At 46.9% G+C, this 20,820-nt stretch carries 14 protein-coding genes and 1 pseudogene; 11 read left to right on the forward strand and 4 right to left on the reverse strand.

Annotated elements, in window-relative coordinates:
• Nucleotides 1-57 precede the first annotated feature (57 nt).
• A complete protein-coding gene (locus L888_RS0110405) occupies nucleotides 58-282 on the reverse strand; it encodes a hypothetical protein (RefSeq protein ID WP_027952847.1) in 225 nt (74 codons plus the stop codon).
• 14 nt (nucleotides 283-296) lie between these two features.
• Nucleotides 297-1,763 (reverse strand): leucine-rich repeat protein, encoded by a 1,467-nt coding sequence (locus L888_RS0110410; protein WP_027952848.1) that lies wholly within the window; start codon nucleotides 1,761-1,763, stop codon nucleotides 297-299.
• A 541-nt stretch (nucleotides 1,764-2,304) separates the two neighbouring features.
• Here L888_RS0110410 and L888_RS13620 point away from each other — a divergent pair.
• The 7 genes and pseudogenes from L888_RS13620 to L888_RS0110450 all read left to right on the forward strand — a co-directional run.
• Nucleotides 2,305-2,748 (forward strand): annotated as a pseudogene (locus tag L888_RS13620) (mobilization protein); the annotation flags it as partial.
• Nucleotides 2,749-2,750: 2 nt separating this feature from the next.
• The gene (locus tag L888_RS0110420) at nucleotides 2,751-3,413 is read left to right on the forward strand and encodes a hypothetical protein (RefSeq protein WP_027952849.1); all 663 of its coding nucleotides are present in this window, start codon (nucleotides 2,751-2,753) and stop codon (nucleotides 3,411-3,413) included.
• 101 nt (nucleotides 3,414-3,514) lie between these two features.
• Nucleotides 3,515-3,721 carry a helix-turn-helix domain-containing protein gene (locus tag L888_RS0110425; RefSeq protein WP_027952850.1) on the forward strand — a complete coding sequence of 69 codons (207 nt, stop codon included), beginning with the start codon at nucleotides 3,515-3,517 and terminating at the stop codon, nucleotides 3,719-3,721.
• On the forward strand, nucleotides 3,714-4,625 hold the full coding sequence (gene fic, locus L888_RS0110430; RefSeq protein ID WP_027952851.1) for a protein adenylyltransferase Fic: 912 nt from the start codon (nucleotides 3,714-3,716) through the stop codon (nucleotides 4,623-4,625). Before L888_RS0110425 ends, fic begins: the two co-directional genes overlap by 8 nt.
• Before the next feature lie 144 nt (nucleotides 4,626-4,769).
• A complete protein-coding gene (locus L888_RS0110435; RefSeq protein ID WP_027952852.1) occupies nucleotides 4,770-8,747 on the forward strand; it encodes an NACHT domain-containing protein in 3,978 nt (1,325 codons plus the stop codon).
• A 194-nt stretch (nucleotides 8,748-8,941) separates the two neighbouring features.
• The gene (locus tag L888_RS0110440; protein WP_027952853.1) at nucleotides 8,942-9,187 is read left to right on the forward strand and encodes a hypothetical protein; all 246 of its coding nucleotides are present in this window, start codon (nucleotides 8,942-8,944) and stop codon (nucleotides 9,185-9,187) included.
• Nucleotides 9,188-9,534: 347 nt separating this feature from the next.
• The gene (locus L888_RS0110450) at nucleotides 9,535-9,753 is read left to right on the forward strand and encodes a hypothetical protein (protein ID WP_027952855.1); all 219 of its coding nucleotides are present in this window, start codon (nucleotides 9,535-9,537) and stop codon (nucleotides 9,751-9,753) included.
• Nucleotides 9,754-10,040: 287 nt separating this feature from the next.
• Here the strand turns inward: L888_RS0110450 and L888_RS0110455 are convergent, their stop codons facing one another.
• On the reverse strand, nucleotides 10,041-12,095 hold the full coding sequence (locus L888_RS0110455) for a RagB/SusD family nutrient uptake outer membrane protein (protein ID WP_027952856.1): 2,055 nt from the start codon (nucleotides 12,093-12,095) through the stop codon (nucleotides 10,041-10,043).
• 40 nt (nucleotides 12,096-12,135) lie between these two features.
• A complete protein-coding gene (locus L888_RS0110460) occupies nucleotides 12,136-15,429 on the reverse strand; it encodes a SusC/RagA family TonB-linked outer membrane protein (protein ID WP_449404771.1) in 3,294 nt (1,097 codons plus the stop codon).
• 329 nt (nucleotides 15,430-15,758) lie between these two features.
• Between L888_RS0110460 and L888_RS0110465 the strand changes: the two genes are divergently transcribed.
• From L888_RS0110465 to L888_RS0110480, 4 genes are all read left to right on the forward strand, one after another.
• Complete coding sequence (locus L888_RS0110465) at nucleotides 15,759-16,571, forward strand: CPBP family intramembrane glutamic endopeptidase (protein ID WP_027952858.1); 813 nt, start codon at nucleotides 15,759-15,761, stop codon at nucleotides 16,569-16,571.
• Between the two features lie 13 nt (nucleotides 16,572-16,584).
• Nucleotides 16,585-18,609 carry a M13 family metallopeptidase gene (locus L888_RS0110470; protein ID WP_027952859.1) on the forward strand — a complete coding sequence of 675 codons (2,025 nt, stop codon included), beginning with the start codon at nucleotides 16,585-16,587 and terminating at the stop codon, nucleotides 18,607-18,609.
• 369 nt (nucleotides 18,610-18,978) lie between these two features.
• Nucleotides 18,979-20,193: a hypothetical protein gene (locus tag L888_RS0110475; RefSeq protein ID WP_027952860.1), complete on the forward strand. Its 1,215-nt coding sequence runs from the start codon at nucleotides 18,979-18,981 to the stop codon at nucleotides 20,191-20,193.
• Nucleotides 20,194-20,205: 12 nt separating this feature from the next.
• Nucleotides 20,206-20,391, forward strand: coding sequence for a hypothetical protein (locus L888_RS0110480; protein WP_027952861.1), 186 nt, complete (start codon nucleotides 20,206-20,208; stop codon nucleotides 20,389-20,391).
• Nucleotides 20,392-20,820 lie beyond the last annotated feature (429 nt).

The raw sequence follows: 20,820 nt of genomic DNA on the forward strand, positions 1-20,820 counted from the left end.
CTACAATCTTCACTTTCCATTGGAATTTGACTTTCGTAGGCCTACAATCTTCACTTTCTATTGGAATTTTGCATTTCCCGCTGTCTTTAACAAATTTCCCGTGGGATTTTCGTTCCAGCAATCGCCGGCTTCCTCGTCTTCGTCGAAGAAGTCGCCGGGCTTGGCCAGACCTTGGTCTTCGCCGACGGAATGGGAACTAACGACGAACTGGGCGAGGTTTTCTGCGGGCTCGATGCGTACGATTTCGGTATGAGGAGCCGTGTATGTTTTTTTATGATTCATGATGCTTGTTTTTTTTATTGGTTGATGATTACTTTCTTTCCGTTCACGATGTAAATGCCGCGGGTGGGGCGTGTCACGCGGCGGCCTTGGAGGTCGTAGACGGCGTTGTCTTGGGGTTGTCCGGTGGGTCGGATGCCGCGGATGCCGGTGGTTTCGGCTTCCTCGCGGGCAGCGTCGAAGTCAACGATGAAGCGCTTGGCGCGGGCGATGGCTGCGGGCAGACGGAGGCCGGCGCGGTGGGGTTTCAGTTTGATGGAGGCGCCGGCGCGCGTGCCTTGTTTGTAAAAGCCGAGGCCTTGGTCGCCGCTGTTCGAAAGGATGTAATATTTGTAACCGGCTCCGCTAATCTCTTGCTCGGTAGCTGTGCCCACGAGGAGGTTGCCCGTGACATTTTCTTCGGTGCCGGTAACGTTGGCCTGATAAATGACGGTGCTGTTGGCTGGCCCTTGCAGGATAAATCCAGTCTGCTTGGGGATAATCTTGCCTGCGCCGAAAGCCTTCACGATGGCTTGGTCGGGAGTGGTGATGCTGCCGCTGGGCGTGACGCCGGTGATGATGTAGGCGGTGCAGCCCGCGGGAACGAGGAAATTCTCGTTTTCTAAGTAGTAGGTGGTGTAGCCGGTGGCGCCGATGTACACCTGCTCGCGATACTGACCAGCATACGCTGACCACTTGGGGGCGGTTTCATAAGCCCTTGTCGCATCAATAGGAACATAAACCGTAGCCGTAGAATTGATATTGAGAGAAGCCTCTGCTGTTATAGGCGGAGTGACTGGATTCATGTAGATGGTATTGAGATTCTTCCCTGCAAAATATCCGATAGTTTCGACAGCAGCAGGAATTGTTATACTAACAAAGTTGTCTGCATCTGTATCGCTGCCAATTATCCCGGTTATAGTTTTCAATGTTTCTGGGAATACTATCTTTTCCAAATCAAAATTATATTCGAAAACATTCTTCATCTCTGTTAACTGCGTTTTCGAGAAGTCGTACGTAGTATGGTAAGGTGGAGACAAATGTCTTCCGATACTGCCGGCTGCACTTAAAGCATACTCTCCAATACGGGTCAATGTAGACGGAAAGTTTACCGCTTTAAGCGAATAAGCTACATCAAGACCTCTTTCGGCAATAGTGGTTAGCCCTTCCGGAAGAATGATGACAAGTCCATAGAGATAAAAATTACTTAAAGCTCCATCTCCGATTTCTTTTACATAATAAGTGGTACCGCTATATTGTACTGTCGCTGGAATACGAAGAGTGTCGAGCCCTAATGCTTGCATCTGGTTGTCGTATGTTTTGGTGTACTGATCGGGATCGCCATACCTTGAAGGAACGAGGGTGAGATAATGATTGACGGGGTCAGAAATTTTATAATACAACGGTAAGCCATTGTCGTTTGGGATTGCAAAATCATAACGAGATTGTGCATGGAGCATAAGCGATGCTATACAACCTAAGAAAAGTAAAATGATTTTCTTCATATTTCTTTGTTTTATTGTTGAATATTTAACCTGAATAATCGTCGTTATTTCCCTCTTGCGTGGCTTGGCAAAAGGGCACGAAAAGCGAACAAAGAGAACTCCTTGGAGCCCTTTGTTTATGGGATTCGCACGCTTCTCACGCGCGCGTAGAATAAAACTAAAAAAATGGTTACACGACGCTAAGTGCGAATGTGTGTGTGTGTGTGTGTTAGCAAATTATTTGGAACTACCAAATAATCAATGCAAAAAGATGCAAAGAAATTCAAGATTCTTCGCATGCTGTCATTGCTCTGATATGATATTGCTAATTCGTTCACGGTGGCAAAGGTATGACAAAATTCTGAAACGGCCAAATAATCTGAAAGGAATTCTCCGTATGATCTGTTTTTCAGAGTAGTAAGTTCATGCTTTTTCGTCCAAAGGCGCAGCCGAAAAGAAGAAATACCGCACCACGATGAAACTGAATACGCAGGATTAATAAATTACATTCTTGATGCGAAGAAAGGAACAGACCTCATCGAGAGTTGTGGAGTAAGACAACCTGAAAGAACCCGATAAGACCAAGTATGAAATCTATCAGACGTTGAAAGCAGAGATTGCTCAGTGCAGGAATTGGAAAGATCTTCTTGCTTACTTGAAAAAGCAAGATATTGATGTCCGCTTTAAGTTCAAAAGCAACTCACAGGAGGTGCAGGGTATCATCTTTGAAAAGAACGGTTATCATTTCAATGGCTCTAAAGTGGATAGGGGTTTCAGTTATTCCAAGATAGACTTTGCCCTGCAACAGAAAAACAGGGAACAAGAACAGCAGATGCAAGGAACGATAAATCTTATATCTAATGTTGCAGATGTTACGAGCGAAATTACCAACAACCTCATAGAAGGAGGATTGGGATTGTTCCAGACTCATGGCACTATCCCTGCGAAGGTTTACAACACACTCGACAAAAAGAAGAAAAAGAAAAAACGTAAAATACATTTATAACTATGGCAGATAATAATACATTTGTCCTCTTTGAGGAAATCAAAAACAAACTGGAGACAATTTACAGGGAGCTAAAGGAGTTGAAAGAAAAGGAGAACGGTTCTGTTTCCCTCCCTGTTCAATCTACACTAGCACAAAGTGATGAGCAGAAAGAACAGAAATTGCTCAATCAGTATGAACAGCGGACGAAAGATATACTTAACAAGTACATTGGTGTGCAAGTGCGTATCAAGGACGAGGAGGCTAAATCCATGGACAAATTGGTGGCAAGTGTCTTGACCATGTTGCACGAGTGGCAGGAGAATAAAGAGCATCCAATACCGCAGGAACATATTCACAGGCACAGTTTTGACCTCAAGTCCTCGAAAGTCTTTACTTATATGGTAGCAGTATCTGTCCTTTGTTTTGTTTCATTGGTCAGCAACTACTTCTTGTGGCAACGCAAACAGCAATATGAAGATGATGCTTTGAAATTCCGAATCATCAGAGTATGGAGAGGATGCAGCCCAAAGGAAATCCTATGGCTCAATGATGTGTTTGACATTCATCGTAATGCTGCAATAATTAAAAGAATCAAAAAGCATACAGATGATTATAATGTGGGACTGAAAGCAAAAGCAGATAGTCTAATGCAGAATAACTTACAAAACAAGAAGAATAAATAGGATTGTGGATATAAAACTTTTGAAAGAGGAGGAAATATCTCCTCTTTTTTATTCTTTATACAAGAATATTTACTATATTTGCAAACAATCAGATGATATTTATGGAAAGTCCAACCAACAGAATAAAAGAGGTGCTTAACGAAAAGGGGATTAAGCAGACATGGCTTGCGGAGAAACTTGGTAAGAGTTTCACTATTGTGAATTCATACGTTTGCAATCGTCGACAGCCAAGCCTTGAATTACTATTCCGGATTGCAGAGATCTTGCAGGTGAATCCAAAAGATTTGATTAACACACCAGATGAGTAACGTTTTTATTATGACAGAACATAAAGAGCAACATAAAAAATCTATTCGTTTTTTCAACGACCGTGAAGTAAGGGCGGTATGGGACGACGAACACAATAAGTGGTGGTTCTCTGTGCTGGACATCATTACTGCAATTAACGAGCAAGATGATTACCAAAAGACCAGAAACTATTGGAAGTATCTCAAAATAAAGTTGAAGAAAGAGAATAACGAACTGGTTAGTGCCACTAACCGGTTCAAAATGCAAGCCCCGGATGGGAAACAGCGATTGACGGATATGCTGGATAGCGAGGGCGTAGTCTTATTGGCAAAGGCTATGCCTAACAGCAAGGCAATGTCATTTCTCGATTGGTTTACCTACAGCGACAACACCATTGATGGGCAGAGTAAGAAGAAAGCCTACCAACTTTTTGAGAGTGCAATCTTGCAATCGGCAAAGCCGGGAAGCATAAAGTGTCTGCAACAGATACATGCTTATCTCTTTGGAGGATTATATGACTTTGCAGGACAAATCCGAACTAAGAATATATCCAAAGGAGGCTTTACGTTTGCTAATTGTATGCACTTCCCCGAAACCCTGCAAACAATAGAGCGAATGCCTGAAACAACCTTTGATGAGATAATGGACAAATATGTAGAGATGAATGTAGCTCATCCTTTTATGGAGGGTAATGGTCGCAGTACTCGCATTTGGCTCGACCTCATGCTGAAGTCTTCTCTCAAACGATGTGTGGATTGGAGCCAAATAGACAAAAACGAATATCTGACAGCCATGCGCGAGAGTGTTTCTGATAGCACACATATCAAGGCTTTGGTGCTGCCAACTCTCACTACAAAGATTGATGATAGAGAAATGTTTATGAAGGGTGTTGACTATTCTTATTATTATGAAAAAAATGATTAACAATGTTTTTCTATCTGTATTATTAAGTATAGACATCTGAAAAAGTAACAATTTAAGAATTGAAATAATACATTATACAATATGGATTCCTATCGGTTTCCCTAGTTAGAAGCAAAAATACCATATGACATTAAAAAGAATGTAATGATGGAATATATCGTACCTCAAATAACTAAATACTCAAATATCGATGAGCTGCTAAAGAACGAAAGTAAAACTCCGTCTTTATTTGACAGAGACAATTTTTTGTCAATTGATGATTTGTTGAGCGAAAACTTTGTCTGTATCGTAGGCGAACCAGGTGTGGGTAAAAGTAGGCTTATTTCTGAAGTAAAGACAAAACTTACAGAAAAGTCATTTTCTTTTTGTAATGCGTCCGAGTTTAAACCGAAAGTAATTCCATCAGATATTGAATACTGCATTGTGGATGCCTTGGATGAAGTTGATGGAAGCGGTTTCTCTTATACACTACAACTTATAAAGCAATATAAGGAGGAACATCAGGATGTGAAAGTAATGTTCTCCTGTAGAAAACACTATGTTGTATCTTATGCAAGTTTTTTCTCTTCTTGTACTAAATTAGTTTTTGTAGAAGTAAATAGATTAGACGATCAAGAAGTAACAAATATTATTGATACATGTGCTGATGTCACGAAAGAAAATATAAATAGAAGTCCAAAATTAAGGAAGCTTCTATCAATACCTAGGTATTTGATGTTTCTACTAGAAAGTGAGAATCAAAGAGAGGGTATCTCAAATATTGGAGAACTATTTGAGTTTATTATTGACAAATCAGTAGATGAAGCTCTAACAACATATGACAAACCTGTTAGGAAAGACAACTTTAAGGCTCTTATTAAAAGGGTCATAGAAAAAATTGCTTTCATTATGGAAATAAGTCGTAAAGACAAAATTTCAAAAGACGACTTGTACACGATTATAGACGAGTTAAAGGGAAATATGGCACATATGCTTGTAGCCAATTTTGACCTTCTTTTCTTTGAAAGTCGTATATTGAAAGAAACAAATGGAATATTACAATTTGGAAATTCAGAGATACAAGAATATCTTGCAGCTAAGGAGCTTGGTAGACAAGAAAATATAGAAAGTGTGCTTTACGATGTCGCTGTGCAAAAGGAACTAAAGCATATTTATCCTAATTGGTATGATGTGATTCCTCATCTTTCATATTCGGAGGGCAGAAGTGATTCATTCGTTAATGTTTTTAAGCTCATTACATCCTATGAGTCACATCTTGAGAACGAAACTTTCGAATCGCTTCTAAGATATGTTAATCCATCTACTCTTGGAGTTCAGCAACGAAAAGAGTTGTTTTCAAATCTATTTGAACATTATCAGCGTGTACCGGCATACATTAAATGGAGAGGTCCTATTCAGAATTTAATACAAGAATGCTATACTTCTAGTTGTAATACTATATTAAAGATTTCTTCTGACCAGCTTAACAAGATACAATTAACCAATATTTATGCTATACTTGAAGGACTTGTTGAAAATAACAAACTCGATGAAAGTGTAATAAAACATTGGGAAGATGCTGCAAGAGCACTTATGGGAACTAAGGATAGTGAAATGCAACAGATTGCTTTAAATTTTTACTATGCACTTAAGGATGATGAGGAACTTAGAGAGTTAGCAAGTACTTTTAATAGCTTTACTGAGGATGTAAAGCAAAAGTATATAGAAGTAACTGGATATCGAAAAATTACAGACAAGTTAGTAATTGACTGTTGGTTGACTTATTGCGACAAAAGTAATCCTGAAGCAATAAATGCAGTTCTGTACATTGATGATCCTGAATCAATAATCTATGCATATAATAAGATTCTTTCGAAAAGAATTCGTGATTTCTTTAATCCCAAGGGATCTTTACTTGTTCTTTACGATTTTTATTTGAAAAAGCAGTTTGATGTTGTTTGGAAATTCAATCAAGATAGAAGAAACCTTATGACAAAAGTCATTGCATATTTTGTAAAAAATAGGAACTATTCTTCTCTAAAAGAAATCAATACTGTAGTTAAACAAATTTTACTGGAAGAAGAAACAGGGATGATATTTTTTAATTGCTTTGAGAAAGATATATGGGAACTAGAAGATCTATTTAGGACGTTTGACGCAGTTCTGATCGATGCGGATTTATTATCTAAATTAGAAAAGTTATTGAATGATATAGATGCAGAAAAGTGGAACAAAGACAATATTCTAATTTATCTTATAAACAAAATACGAAAGGACGAATCTAAGAAATGTACCATATCTGATTATATAAAACGTTACGAAAATACCTTTGAACAGTGGGATAAGAACTCAAACGAGATGAAGCAAGAGAGAGACTATGCCCCATCGCTATCAAAAGCATATCAGAGACTTTCAAAACAAGAAACATCTGAATACGATAAATATGAATTAGCTTTTGAACTTTCTAAAAGCATTGATTTTTTAAGCAAGCAAGATCATAAGCCTATTGTGGATGTTATTACTGATTTCTTTAACGGGATTGATTTGGATAAACTGATATTGAAAAAAAATGGAGAAAATTCCCATCGTTTATCATTAGCATTGGTAAAAATACCTTCCTATGTGAGAGTAATGCATCATTTAGGTTGCAATGCTCTTTTGGAAAAATATAAGGATATATTAATAAAGACCCTACCAATAGTATGTCGTACAGCGGACTTTGATTCTCGTGAAATAAAAAACATATATAAGTCTGTTATAGGAAATATAAATAAAGAAGAGGTATCAAGGATTGTGGAGTGGTGGAAAGCACGGAAAGATGATTTCTTGAATATTAGCTCTGATGATATTTTTACTTGCATTACCGACTATGGCATTGATGCTTTATCTTATAAGCTGGAGGAGTATATCGAAAAATATAAAGAGGATGCGAGTCTTGGAAACAGAATAGCAGCTTCTCGTGCCTTGGAGCTTATCTCAGAAGATTATTGTAAGTGGGATATAAATAAGTATAAAAAGCTGTTTGGTAGCCTTGAAGATGAAAGTATTGAAAGCGTTAAAATGCAGTGCAATGCTATCATGATAGAAAAATTTCAAGAATCAGAAGCTATAAACTGGAGAATAGAATATCTTAGAGCTAATGTTACCAAATCCGTTCATAACGAAACGGGACATGCTCGTTGTATCTCTAGGGAAGAATCTGAAATGATTAGTTCCAACCCATATATGTTTAGATGTTTTATGAATATAAAAGATAATGATGGGCTCATTAATCAAATGTTTGATTTGTTTGATTTTGGGTTATCTTTATCCGTAAAGCCAGATACTCAGGAATACTCAAGTTATCTTCTTAAACAGATATATTTATTCTTTGTGAATACAAATAAAATCACTTATATTTCAGAATTGCGAAAGAGAGTGGAGGCATTTAACGCAACAAACATGAGTTATCTTGCTTACAGCATTATGAATAATGCCGAAAATATTTTCTTGAAAAATGAAAGAATAACTATTAGTAAGGCTATTAAGCTGTATAATAGGTGTATTGACGAGTTTTATTTGCAAATTCGAAATAATGGTGATTTAAGGCGATACTTTTCAAAGATTCAGTACGAAGTTCAGAAAGAGATTCAAGATCAAGGTATATATGCTTTAGTGCGTCAACAAAGTTTGAGCGAGGACTATATTCAGCGAGAATTGAAGAATACCATTATAAATAAGTGTTGTCAGATGGGATTGGAAACCATTCAAATTGATAGAGAAGTGGCTCTTCAGGATAATAAGCGCACTGATTTTCTTATTAGATATGGTTTATGCGATCCTATCATGGTTGAACTTAAACTACTTAATAATAAAGAGATTAAAGAGAAAAAAAAGCGTCAGCAGTATAAAAAGAAATTTGTTCAATACACTAACGCAACTAATGCTTGCTTATCTGTATTTTGGGTATTTGATGTTCATAAGGATGGGAGTATTGTAGATTTTGACAACTTGAAAACGGAATATAGGAATCTCGATAATACTTTGGTACTATTAACAGATTGTAGATGCAGTAGCGGTATTGAAACGGGAATACCACAAGTTAAGAATAACATTGGTAGTAAGAAAGCTAGAGGTAACAAAACAAGATCCAAAAATAAATAGAGGCTTAAATTTAGAGTCGGCAATAAGATTACAACTATATTGCATACATGAAATAAAGGTGACTATAGTGATAACATCCAAGATGTTTACTAATCAATACTACTCAAATTGAGGAGACATTTTTGTACCATACAAATATAAATCATTGATAATCAATGTAGGATATATTTGAGGAAGTTAAATTTACGTCAATTATGCTTTTCTTCTACATCCTTTACGCATCACTCCTTCTCCTCCTTGCCCCATTCCTCGTGGCCGGCAAGGGCTTCGGAGGCTTCCTGCTCTTCTTTGCCCTCTCCATGGGCATACCCGTGGCTGGTTCCATCCTTTGGGCGTGGCTCTGGGCTCCCGGCAACAGTGCTGCCAATGTCCGCATAACCATCGCCTTTCACGTCCTTGCTGCAAGCCTTGCCCTAATTTGGCTGCTTTCAGCCGCTTAACCTTCTATTGTCCTTTCGACTCTCCCTTGGTACTGTTACCTTTGCCTCATATCACAGAACACCTCAGTTTCCTCGACATCCAGTACCGCCACCTCGGCCACGCGGGCCAAGGGTCGTGCCAACCTCTACAACAAGCTCGTGTGGCCCATCCTTTACAAGCACGTCTTCCCCAAGCTCCGCTACGGTCTCACCGACGAGGTACGGCGCGAGTTCCGCGGCAAGCTCAAGCCGGGCCGTCGAGATCTGACGTACCCATAGGGGTTCTTCCGTCATCAATAGGGGTTTCTCCTTGTGTTTCCCATCCAAATGGCCTATATTTGCAATACAAATATTCAAAGTTGCACCATATGATAACGGCATTGTTTCTCATCATAGCCTTTTTCCGCCGCAAGCGGTTCCTCACTGAAGGCACCTGTTGGGCAGACAGGATTCTGTATTATTTCCTGAACGTCCCCCTCACGCCCATTTTCGGCCCCATGCTTTTCACTTGGATCATGAATGCAAGAGACGGCGGATCTTCCGATTGTGTAGCCCCTCCCCCCGACTTCAGCGGTCATTTCATGTAGCATTCCTTGCCGTTTCACCCCATACCAATATCTTTGCCTGGTTGTTATTACTACTGCAAAGATACAAATTTTCAAGTAAGTTACAATTGCGGAAGGTCATACGCGAGCCGACATTCGGTTGTCTTTGCTACCGAGAAAGCACAAGTTATTAGGCTAACTACAAAAAGTGGAAAAGTTCTAAAAGGACAGTGAGCTATCTGTACTTACCACAACAACCCTGCCCGTCCATGGCAAAAGGCGGCGACTCTTGTGCCGCCCACAGCCACAAACAGGCAGGGATGATGACGTTAGTTCTGTGATGTCGGCGTGACGGCCGTGCTTCCGGCTACATCCTCGTCGGCGATGGCATCCGCATAGTTGGTCCACATGGGTATACTCTCGCTATAACCGTCGTACCCGAAGTTCTGGCGCAACGTGCCTTGGTTGTTGGCCGTGATGGCACTGTTGGGGATAGGCCAGAAGAGATTGTGCTTGTTCACCTTGTACTCAAAGCTCTGGTTGCCCTGCTGACCCCTGCCGTATTCGTGGTTGAACACGTTGTAGTGCGTGCAGCGGCGATACCAGTAGCTGCCGCCGCTGAGGTCGGTGCCCTCTTGCTTGTCCCAGTTGTCGAGGCTATAGGTGTTGCCCCACTCGTCGGGCTTGCCGCTGCGGGCCAGACACCAGCTCACACGCACCATCTCAGCCTGACGGAACTCCTCGAGGTACAGCTCGCGCGCACGCTCGTCCATAATGTTGCCGATGGTCACTGTGGTGAACATCTTCTTGGCATTGGCCCGTCGGCGCACGGCATTCACATCCTCGGCAGCTCCGGCAGCATTGCCTTGATAGAAGCGGGCCTCGGCACGCAACAGGTAAGTCTCGGCCAGACGGAACAGATACATGTCGCCGTTGCAGCCCTTGCCCTGTGCGCCTTGGAACTGGTTGGCCCCTTGATTGGCCTCGGCCACCTCGTCCTTGATGTAGAGTTGGTAGAGCGGTGTGGGGTACCAGGAGCGGATGGTGTCCGAGCAGAGGATGTCGCCTTTATGGACAAGCACCTTGCCGTCGGCCCCCACGTAGTCCTCGGTGGCATAGAGTTGGTAGTGCTGGCCGTAGCAGGTGGACTTGCGATTGTTGTATTTGAAGTCCTCCATCTCCATCCAGTTGCCCACCTCACGGTTGTGGCGCAGGTCCTGCCAGTCGGTTTCTCCGTCGTAGTTCCAGATGGTCTTGTTGAAATAGTACGAGGTACGGTTCACGGCAATGCCGCGTCCGGCCGCGCGCACCCAGTCGAGCGTGTCGTTGTAGTTCGCGTTGTTGCGGGCAATGTTGTTACCCGGTGTGGCCATTCCGTGCGGGTCGCGGATGACGCTGTTGCTCCAGTGCACGAAGACGGCACGCATAATATTATAGGTGGCGAAATCCTCGTCGTTGGAGTTGACAATCATCATGATGGTCTCCTTGTTGGCCGGATTGGCGATGTTGGGCGTGCGGTGCAGATCCCACACCACGTTGCGCGTCACTTTCCAAGTCTTTTCCTCACCCGACGGCTGCCAGGTACCGAACGGATCCGTCATCAGCTCCAGTCCGTGATTGCTGATAAGATCGGTGGCCATGGCCTCGGCCTTGGCATACTCGCCCACGACCAGATAACACTTGATGAGCAGCTGCATGCAAGCCTCCTGGTTCACTTGGCCCACATACTGCATCTTGCTCTGCGCCGGAACATGCTGCACAGCAAACTCCAAATCGCGCACAAGCATCTGGAACACAGCCTCCTTGCTCGTCGAAGTATAGTTGCGCTTGGGCACCTGGAGCAGTTTCGTCACCAACGGTATGTCGCCAAACTGCAGACAGAGATTGTAGTAGGCATAGGCCCGGTGGAAGTAGGCGCGTCCCACGTAGGCATCGCGCGTGGCATCGTCAAGCCCCTTCACCTGGCTGGCATACGACAGGATGGAGTTGGCATACTTCACCATATTGTAGCCCTGATCCCAGAACCGCTGCATGTAGTTGCCGTCACCACCGCCAGCCATACCCGACGTGGGTGTGAGTTTGGCGTCGAAATTGTCCTGAAATCCGCCGCCCATGTCGGTCTTAGCATACATGCCCACGTCGGACATGAGGTAGTTGGTGAAGATGCCCACATTGTTCCAGTTGCCGTCGATGCGGTAGGTCTTCAGCTGTTTGTCACACTGCGTCAGCGCCGACTGCAGGCCCGCCTCTGTGGTATAAGTCTCACTGGGCTCGTAGAAAGACAAGGGCTTCTGCTCCAGAAAACTGTCCGAGCAGGCCGCCATGGAGCCTGCCATGGCCAGCAGCAGGGCCCCGCGTGCTATGTTGTTGATGCTATTTTTCATGTTGATGTGTTTTGAATGAATAAGTAAAAAGCAGTGACCGCTACATGGTCAGCGACACGCCGAACAAGAACTGACGGTTGGAGAACCCTCCTGTTTCCGGATCGCCGTATTCCCAACTGTCGATGGTGAACAGATTGTGCACGCCTGCCGAGAGGTGTACGCGCTCAATACCCCACTTCTGTGTGAGCATCTTGGGCAACGTATAACCCAGCGTCACGTTGTCCACGCGCACGTAACTGCGGTTGTAAACCTTCTGAATGCCGGTCACGCCCGACGGGCCCACGGCGTTCAGACGGGCGTAGTCGTTGGTGGGATTGTCCGGCGTCCAGTACTCCTTTTTATAGGTATTGCAGGTGTTGGTAAACATCGAGCCGGAGTTGTCACCGTTGAGCCAGTAGCCGGCGCGGCTCTTGTGGCCCATGTACGAGTACATTGAGAAAGAGAACGTAAAGTCCTTGAACAGCGTGAAGTCGTTGCGCAGCGTCCAGTAGACGGGCGGATTGGTCGTGCCTTGATACACGCGATCGTTGTCGTTGTAGACGGGCGTGCGCGTGCCGTCGGGGTTGATCCTGTCGTCTTCGGTATAGACATTCACCACCTTGGGGTCGCCGGGCTTCTGGTTCACCTTGGCAGCCTCCTCGGCTTCGTTGGCCTGCCAGATGCCGTCTGTCTTCCAATACCATATCTCACCAATGGACTTGCCGATGAACCAGCCGTTGGAAGTGTCGTCCACCTCCTTGCCATCCTTGTCATATTCATAGTAAAGATGCTTGATGCGGTTCTTGTTGTAGGAGAAGCCGAGGCTGGTGTTCCAGATGAAATTCCTGTTCTTGATGTTCTGTGAGTTGAGCGTTATCTCGACGCCGGAGTTGGTCACCTCGCCCAGATTGGTGGTGATGCCGCTGAAACCAGTGAAGTTGGGCAGCCGTTGCGTCATAATCATGTCGTGCGTGCGCTTGGTGTACCACTCGATGCTACCCGAGAGCCGCTGTCCCAGGACGGCGAAATCCAACCCCACATTCCACGATGTGGTCTTCTCCCACTGCAGGTTCGGGTTGGCCAGCCGGTCGATGCTCAGGGCCTGAACCGTGCTTTGACTTGTCTTGCCGTAGTCGTAGTAGGCGTAGAGTCCGCCGTTCGACAGGTTGGAATAGGCAATGTAAGTGTCCTTGAGCGAGCGGTTGCCGTTGGTGCCGTAGCTCACGCGTAGCTTGCCATAGTCGAGCCACGACAGCTTTGCGAAGCTCTCTTCCGAGAACACCCAGCTGCCGCCGAGCGACCAGAAGTTGGCCCACGGGTTGTTCATGCCGAATGCCGAGTAGCCGTCGCGACGGAAAGTGCCGGTAAACATGTAGCGATCCTTGTAGCCATAGAACAGTCGGCCCAGGTAGGCGGCGGCCGTTATCTCCCGGTCGGTGGCCGAGAAAGCGCTCTGTGCCTTGTTGGCACCGGCGATGTAGTGGAAGCCGAGCACGTCGGTTGGCATGATGTTGCGGGCCTCGATGCGGTCGTTCCACGACTGGTTCTTCTCGGCCTCCTGCACAAGAGTCACGGTGAAGTGATGGTCACGATTGAACGTGCGGTCCCACGTCAGCGTGTTGTTGAGGTTCCAGTCAAAGGTTTTCGACATCTCGCGATCGGCGCCACGCGTCGAGGGTGTGCTGTTGGGCAGTTCGGCCGAGAGGAAGTAGCGGTTGTAGAACCACTGCAGACGCGGGGCGATGTTGAACGAATAGGTGAAGCCGAAAGGCAGTCTCACCGTGGCGTTGTAGATGACATTCAGCGTGGTGTAGCCCTTCTCCAGATTGATGTACTGCTGGTCGAAGTGGTAATTGTAGCCTCCGTTGGTGGGGTTGCCGCTGTTCGGGTACTGCTGTTCGCGGCCGTCGGCGTCGTAGCGCGAGGAGTAAGGCGACTGCCGCAGCTGGTTGCTGTCCCAATAGTTGTCGGCCACGCGGTTCTCGGACAGGTTGAAACCGAAAGGCACGGGGCTCGACTCGTCGGAGCGATCCTGGAAGTTCACGTTGACGCCCATCGTGAGCCAGTCGGTGATGTCGGCGTTGAGTTTCAGGTTGGAACGGTAGGCATGGTAGGTGTCGCCCTGCACCGCGCCCTCGTTGCGCAGGTAGCCGAAGCTCAGATAGTAGTTCACTTTCTCCGAGGCTCCCGATATGCTGGCGTTGTAGTCCTGGTCAAAGCCCGTGCGGAACACGGCTTTCTCCCAGTCGTAGGACTTGCCGTCGAGATAGTTCTGCATCACAAGGGCGGCATCGGCATCGAGTCCCATGCGGCGGGCATAGAGCGAGCGCAGGTCCTCGCCAGCCTGTAGGGTCTTGGCGCCCGTCGTGGCCCACTGCTCGGTCGACAGCCCGTACTTCCAGAGATTGTGCACATTGTCGTAGTAGCCCTCGGGCACGCCGCTGGCCGTGCCGTAGTAGCCCCACGTGCCGTCGGCCCGGTAACCGTAGGTCTGCGCCTTGTACCAGTCCTCGCGATAGGTCATGTACTCGTCGGCATTGAACATCTTGCGGTACTGCGCCTTGGTGTTGGCGGCCAGGTTGGCCGATACGTTGATGACGGGTTTGCCCATCTTTCCTTTCTTGGTGGTGATGATAATCACGCCGTTGGCGGCCTTGGCACCGTAGACGGCAGCCGACGAGGCGTCTTTCAGCACGTCCACCTGGGCAATGTCGTCGGGGTTGATTTCCGACAGTTCACCGCTGAACTGCATGCCGTCGAGCACGATGAGCGGCGAGTTGTGCGAGCCCTCGGTGTAGAGCGAGTTCTGTCCGCGCAGCTGCAGCGAGCCGCCGCCCTTGGCCGTGGTGCTCATGCCCACCTGCAGTCCCGGCGTGCCGCGCAGGATGTCCTGCACGCTGTTGGGGTTCTGGTCGGCAATCTTGCTCGGGTCTATCTGCACCACCGAGCCCGTGAGGTCTTTCTTGCGCATCGTGCCGTAGCCCACGACCACCACGTCGGTCAGCGTCTGCGCGTCCTCCTTCAGCTGCACGAGGGTCTGCGCACTGGCCGTCACGGTCTGCGTCTGATAGCCCACATAGGAGATTTCGAGCCTGGCACCCTTGTCGGCCTGCAACGTGAAGTTGCCGTCAATGTCGGTCACGGTGGCTGTCTTCGTGCCGGTCACACGAACCGTGGCACCGATGACGGGCTCGCCGTTGGCGTCGGTCACGGTTCCCCTTACGGTACCCACCTGCTGCACCACTTGCGTTGCGGGAGCTGCCGCAGCCGCGAGCCCTCCACTCCACAGTCCCATGGTTGCGATGGCACAAGCCACGACCCACGGCAATCCTTGCGAATGTTTTCTTCTGTTCATAAGCGTAAAAGCATTTAGGTTGATTGATGAAATGATGATGGTCATACGCGCGTCTCCACACGTTTGACGCCGGTTTAATTTTTTGTAAAAGTAGCCAAAATTTAAAAAAACAGCCTAAACGGAACACGGCATTTAAGCTATATTAACACGCCGGACGTTTCAACGGATTCCCGCATCGCGTTCTCCGTGGGCCGGACAGGCGTGCAAGTGCGTGCCGAACGTTAAATATTGATATTTTCCTACCCGAAAGCGGCCTTTTCCTTGCAATCTGTTGAAAAAGCCGCTACCTTTGCATCAACTTTAACCTACCTGGGCAAGGCCCCACCCGTATGAGACAAAGAGAAGATGTAAAGAAAGCCAACGCCAAGCGCATTGCCTGGGGCATTGTGATGTTTTTCCTGTTGCAGATCGCCGGCGCGCTGGTCGTGGCGCCGTTTGCGCTGGGCTATTATGCCATTGCCGGGCACAGTGACGCGCAGGTTTCGGCCTGGCTCCTCGCAGCGGCCGTGCTGCTGGGCTACGTGTTCGTCATCCGCTTCCTCCTGAAACGCCGGTGGACGGCCATCCGCTGGAGCCCCATCGCGCGTGCCGACCGCCTGGCCTTGTGTCTGCTCACGGTGGCGATGACCATCGGTTTCGCGCTGCCCGAGACCTATGCCAGCGAACTGCTGAACCTGAACGACGACCTCTCCGGCATGTTTTCCCTGCTCTCGCACAACGTGCTGGGCACGCTGGCCATCAGCATCATCGGGCCCATCGGCGAGGAGCTCGTGTTCCGTGGCGTGGTGCTCAAGGGGTTGCTGCGCCTGTCGCGGCGGCCGTGGGTGGCCATCGTGGGCTCGGCCCTCATCTTCGGACTGGTGCACATGAACCCCGTGCAGGTGTTCGGCGCCTCGCTCATGGGCCTCGTCATGGGGTGGCTCTACGTGCGCACGGGCAGCCTGGTGCCCGGCATCGTGATGCACGTGGCCAACAACTCACTCTCGACCGCCCTCATGTTGGCATTTGGCGACGACTTCCTTCTCACGCAGTCCATCCCCTCCGTGGGCCTCAACGTGGCTCTCTGCCTGGCCGGCTGCCTGCTCTTTGCCGCCACAATCCGGACACTTGACCGCCGGCTGACACGAAGAATTTATATTTAACACAACCATACACATGAAAAAAAGAATGATGCTGATGGGGCTGGCCCTCGCCGCAACCGGAGCCATGGCCCAGAACCTGTCATCGGGCATCGACCCGAACAACCTGGACACCTCGGTGCGTCCGGGCGACGATTTCTACCATTATGCCGCTGGCGGCTGGCTCAAGGCCCACCCGCTCGACGCCGAACACTCGGACAACGGAGCCTTCACCGACCTGTACGAACTGAACCAGACCCGTATCCAAGAGCTCATCCTGCAATATGCCGACGCCCCGCAGCAGCAGGGCACCCTCGGGCAGAAGATCGGTTCACTCTACAAACTCATGATGGACAGCACGCGCCTCAACCGCGAGGGCTGGGCTCCCATCAAGCCCACGCTCGACAGGATTGCCGCCATCAAGGACCGCCGCGAGTACCAGCTCGTCACCTCGCAGCTCGACCGCAACGGCGAAGCCACGATGATGTTCGGACTGGGCTGCGGCGCCGACATGCGCAACGCCGACTGGAACATCGTCAGCATCTCGCAGGGCGGGCTGGGACTGGGCTCGCGCGACTACTATCTGACCACCGAAGGACAGAACAAACGCGTGCTCGATGCCTATAAAAACTATCTGAAAACACTCTTCCAAATGACTGGCTGCGACGCCTCCACGGCCCAGCAAAAGATGGAAACCGTGCTGGCCATCGAGACGCGCATTGCCCAGGCCAGCTACGACGAGGTGAAGCTGCGCGACGTTGACGCCAACTACCACAAGATGTCCTACGCGCAGCTCCTGTCTCAGTTTCCGGGCATCGACTGGGGCAACGTGTTCCTGGCCAGCGGCTTCCCCGCCTTCGACCAGGTGGACGTGAGCCAGCCCGAACCCATCTACGAGGTGGAGAAGATACTGGCCGAGGCCTCGCTCGACGACCTCAAGACCTATGCCGAGGCCAAGGTAATAGCCGGCGCGTCAAGCCAACTGAGCGACGCTTTCCGCGCCGAAGCCTTCAAGCTCAGCTCGGTGCGGAGCGGTGTCCAGCAGGATCGGCCGCGCTGGAAACGCGCCGTGACCCTCGTGAGCGGCACGCTGGGCGAGGCCATCGGCAAGCTCTATGTGGAGAAATACTTCCCCGAGAGCTCCAAAAAGCGCATGCTCGAGCTGGTGCACAGCCTGCAGACGGCCCTGGGCCAGCGCATCGACGAGGCCACATGGATGAGTCCCGAGACCAAGGCACAGGCCAGGGAAAAGCTCGCCAGCTTCATCATCAAGATTGGTTATCCCGACAAATGGAAAGACTACAGCGGATTGCAGGTTTCCGACAGCCTCTCGCTCTATGCCAATCTGCAGGCCGTCAGCCGTTGGGCCACCGACGATTACATCGGCCGCACGGTGAACAAGAGGGTGGACAAAACGCGCTGGGGCATGACGCCGCAGACCATCAACGCCTACTACAACCCCACGACCAACGAAATTTGCTTCCCCGCAGCCATCCTGCAGCCGCCGTTCTTCGACCCCGAGGCCGACGATGCGGCCAACTATGGAGCCATCGGCGGCGTCATCGGTCACGAGATGAGCCACGGCTTCGACGACCAAGGCGCGCAGTTTGACAAGACTGGAAACCAGCGCAACTGGTGGACGCCGCAGGACAAGAAGAACTTCGACGCGCGCACCAAGACGCTGGCCGACTACTTCTCGCAGTTCGAAGTGCTGCCCGGCGTCAAGGTGAACGGCCAGCAGACACTGGGCGAGAACATCGGCGACAACGGCGGACTGAACATCGCCTTTCGCGCCCTACAGAACGCCCTGAAGCAGAATCCGATCGGCGTGAAGGACGGATTCACCCCCGAGCAGCGGTTCTTCCTGGCTTGGGCCCGCGTGTGGGCCTCGAACGCCACGCCCGAATACGTGAAGTATCTGCTCACCGTTGACGTGCACTCGCCCAACTATGCGCGCGTGAACGCCGCCCTACCCCAGATCGATGCCTGGTACACGGCCTTCAAAATCAAGAAAGGCGACAAGATGTACCTGCCCAAGAACAAGCGCGCCCACATCTGGTAGGCGCGCCCACGGGGCCGTCGTGGCCCCGCCGTTACGCCGTAAAGGCCTTTTCTTTACGGCGTAACGGCATTGCGATGACGGCGTAAAGACTGCGCGATTGCATCGTTATGAAAAAGGGAGGGAGCGTAATCTATAAACGCTCTCTCTTATATATTACACCCTTTCCAATTAGAAGTGCACCCTATAATATATAAATTCTCTTTAATTAAAAGCAAAGATACCCATCTTATATCAAGAAAAATCCTCGTAAACGCCAAGTAGTTGTTTTCTTATAACTAAAAAACTTCTTTAATAATATTTATATTACGAAAGTTGATTTATTGATAAAAACTTCCTAAATTTGCAGCAAACCATGAAGATTGTAATAACATGACTGCAATTATTGGAGTTTTAAATAAACATGCTGTTGCTATTGCAGCTGATAGTGCAGCAACATTGGGTGGAGGGCGAAAAGTTATGAATAGCGCGAACAAGCTATTTGCCCTATCAAAATACCAACCTGTTGCAATTGCCATATATGGTAATGCAGAGTTTATTGGAACTCCTTGGGAGATTATCATAAAAGAGTATCGTCAGTCTTTAAAAGAGAAATCATTTAATTCTATAAGATTATACGTTGATGATTTTCAGAAGTTTCTTAAACGTAAAAAATATTATTGTACGGATTCAGAAGCTAATGAATATTTAAGGTTTTCCGTGAAAGAGTTTCTGGGACAACTATTAGAGATTTGCAAAAAAGAACCAGAGAAAGCAGATTATATGCTTAGCAATTTAGAACAAAAGAAAAGCCAAAAACTATTAGGTGGTTTTACACAGAAAACGGTAGGCTTTTTCAAATCACTGGTTCAAGAAGATATTAAAGAAGAATTCCGTAAATTCCAAAAAGAAAATATACCTATTTCCTTTTCTCGTTTGGAAAATGCAACAGAAGCTGTATTTACACATGACGTAGTTCCTTTAGGGACAACGGGACTAGTATTTGCAGGTTATGGCTCATCAGAAGTATTTCCCTCTGTTTTCAATTGTACCGTAGGTAATGTGATAGACGGACTTTTAGCCAAAAGTGTTAAGAAATCTTCTCGAATAGATAAAAACAACTATTCTGGTATTTGTCCATTTGCCCAAACTGATGTAATGCGAACAATACTTGATGGAGTTTCCCCAAAGATGCAGAATGTGTATTTGAGTAGTTTAGAACAGACCTTTACAAAAATGAAAAATGCTTTAGCGTCTATCATATCTTCATCAAACGATTCTCTTGCAAAGCAGATAAAGGAGCTCGATATAACTCCATTCCGAAAAGAGTTCTTGCAATTAAGCAGAACCATTCAACTGAAAGAATATACAACCCCATTTATAAACTCTGTTGGAACCTTAGAAAAAGAAGACTTGGCTGATTTCGCAGAAAGCCTTATAACACTTACATCACTCAAAAGGAAAGTAAGTTACGACCAAGAGACCGTTGGCGGTCCAGTTGACGTGATGGTTATTTCCAAAGGGGATGGTATTATTTGGATGAAAAGAAAAAATTACTTTGATGCCAAGAAAAATCATCAATTCTTAGACAATTATTACAACTTTTAAAAATATAATTATATGAACGAATTTTATATGTCACAATATTCAGAACTATTATCTGATATAAATGTCTCAGATTACGTTCCAAAAGATGGAAATAGTGAGGTTGCTATAAAAATTAAAAATGCAAAGTCACTAAAAGACTTGGCTGACATCATGTCTGACGAGTTAGTTAATTCCATCATGAAACAAATAAAGTTATAACAAAATACCGTTTTTCCTATTGAGAAAAAGTGGTTCTACCCTATTCTACTATGTAGTCACCTATAAACACCAAAAGAGCAATCATTTGGTGTTATCTTTTTGTTCTGCAAAACAAATCGGCACATAAGTTGATGTTTTCATGGGTAGAATTTAGCAAATAACTCATCATTTTTTTCTCAAAAAATCTATCATTTAGGTCTAAGTAATTGGCTATGAACAGCCTTGTGAGTTATGATTTTCAGCAGGTAATGATTTAGCGACCTATCTTCTGCAATGACACACAACGCTTTGCATAACTCGAATAACCTATTGCAAAGGTAATACTATCTACGGAGAAAGACGAAACTTTCTCCGTTTTTCTTTTCTAATAGTTGTCTGTTCAGACAATAGTTTTCATTCTTTTCGTCTTATTCCTCACGATTATGGCAG

Source organism: Hallella seregens ATCC 51272 (assembly GCF_000518545.1).
In the GTDB taxonomy this organism is placed as follows: Bacteria; Bacteroidota; Bacteroidia; order Bacteroidales; family Bacteroidaceae; genus Prevotella; species Prevotella seregens.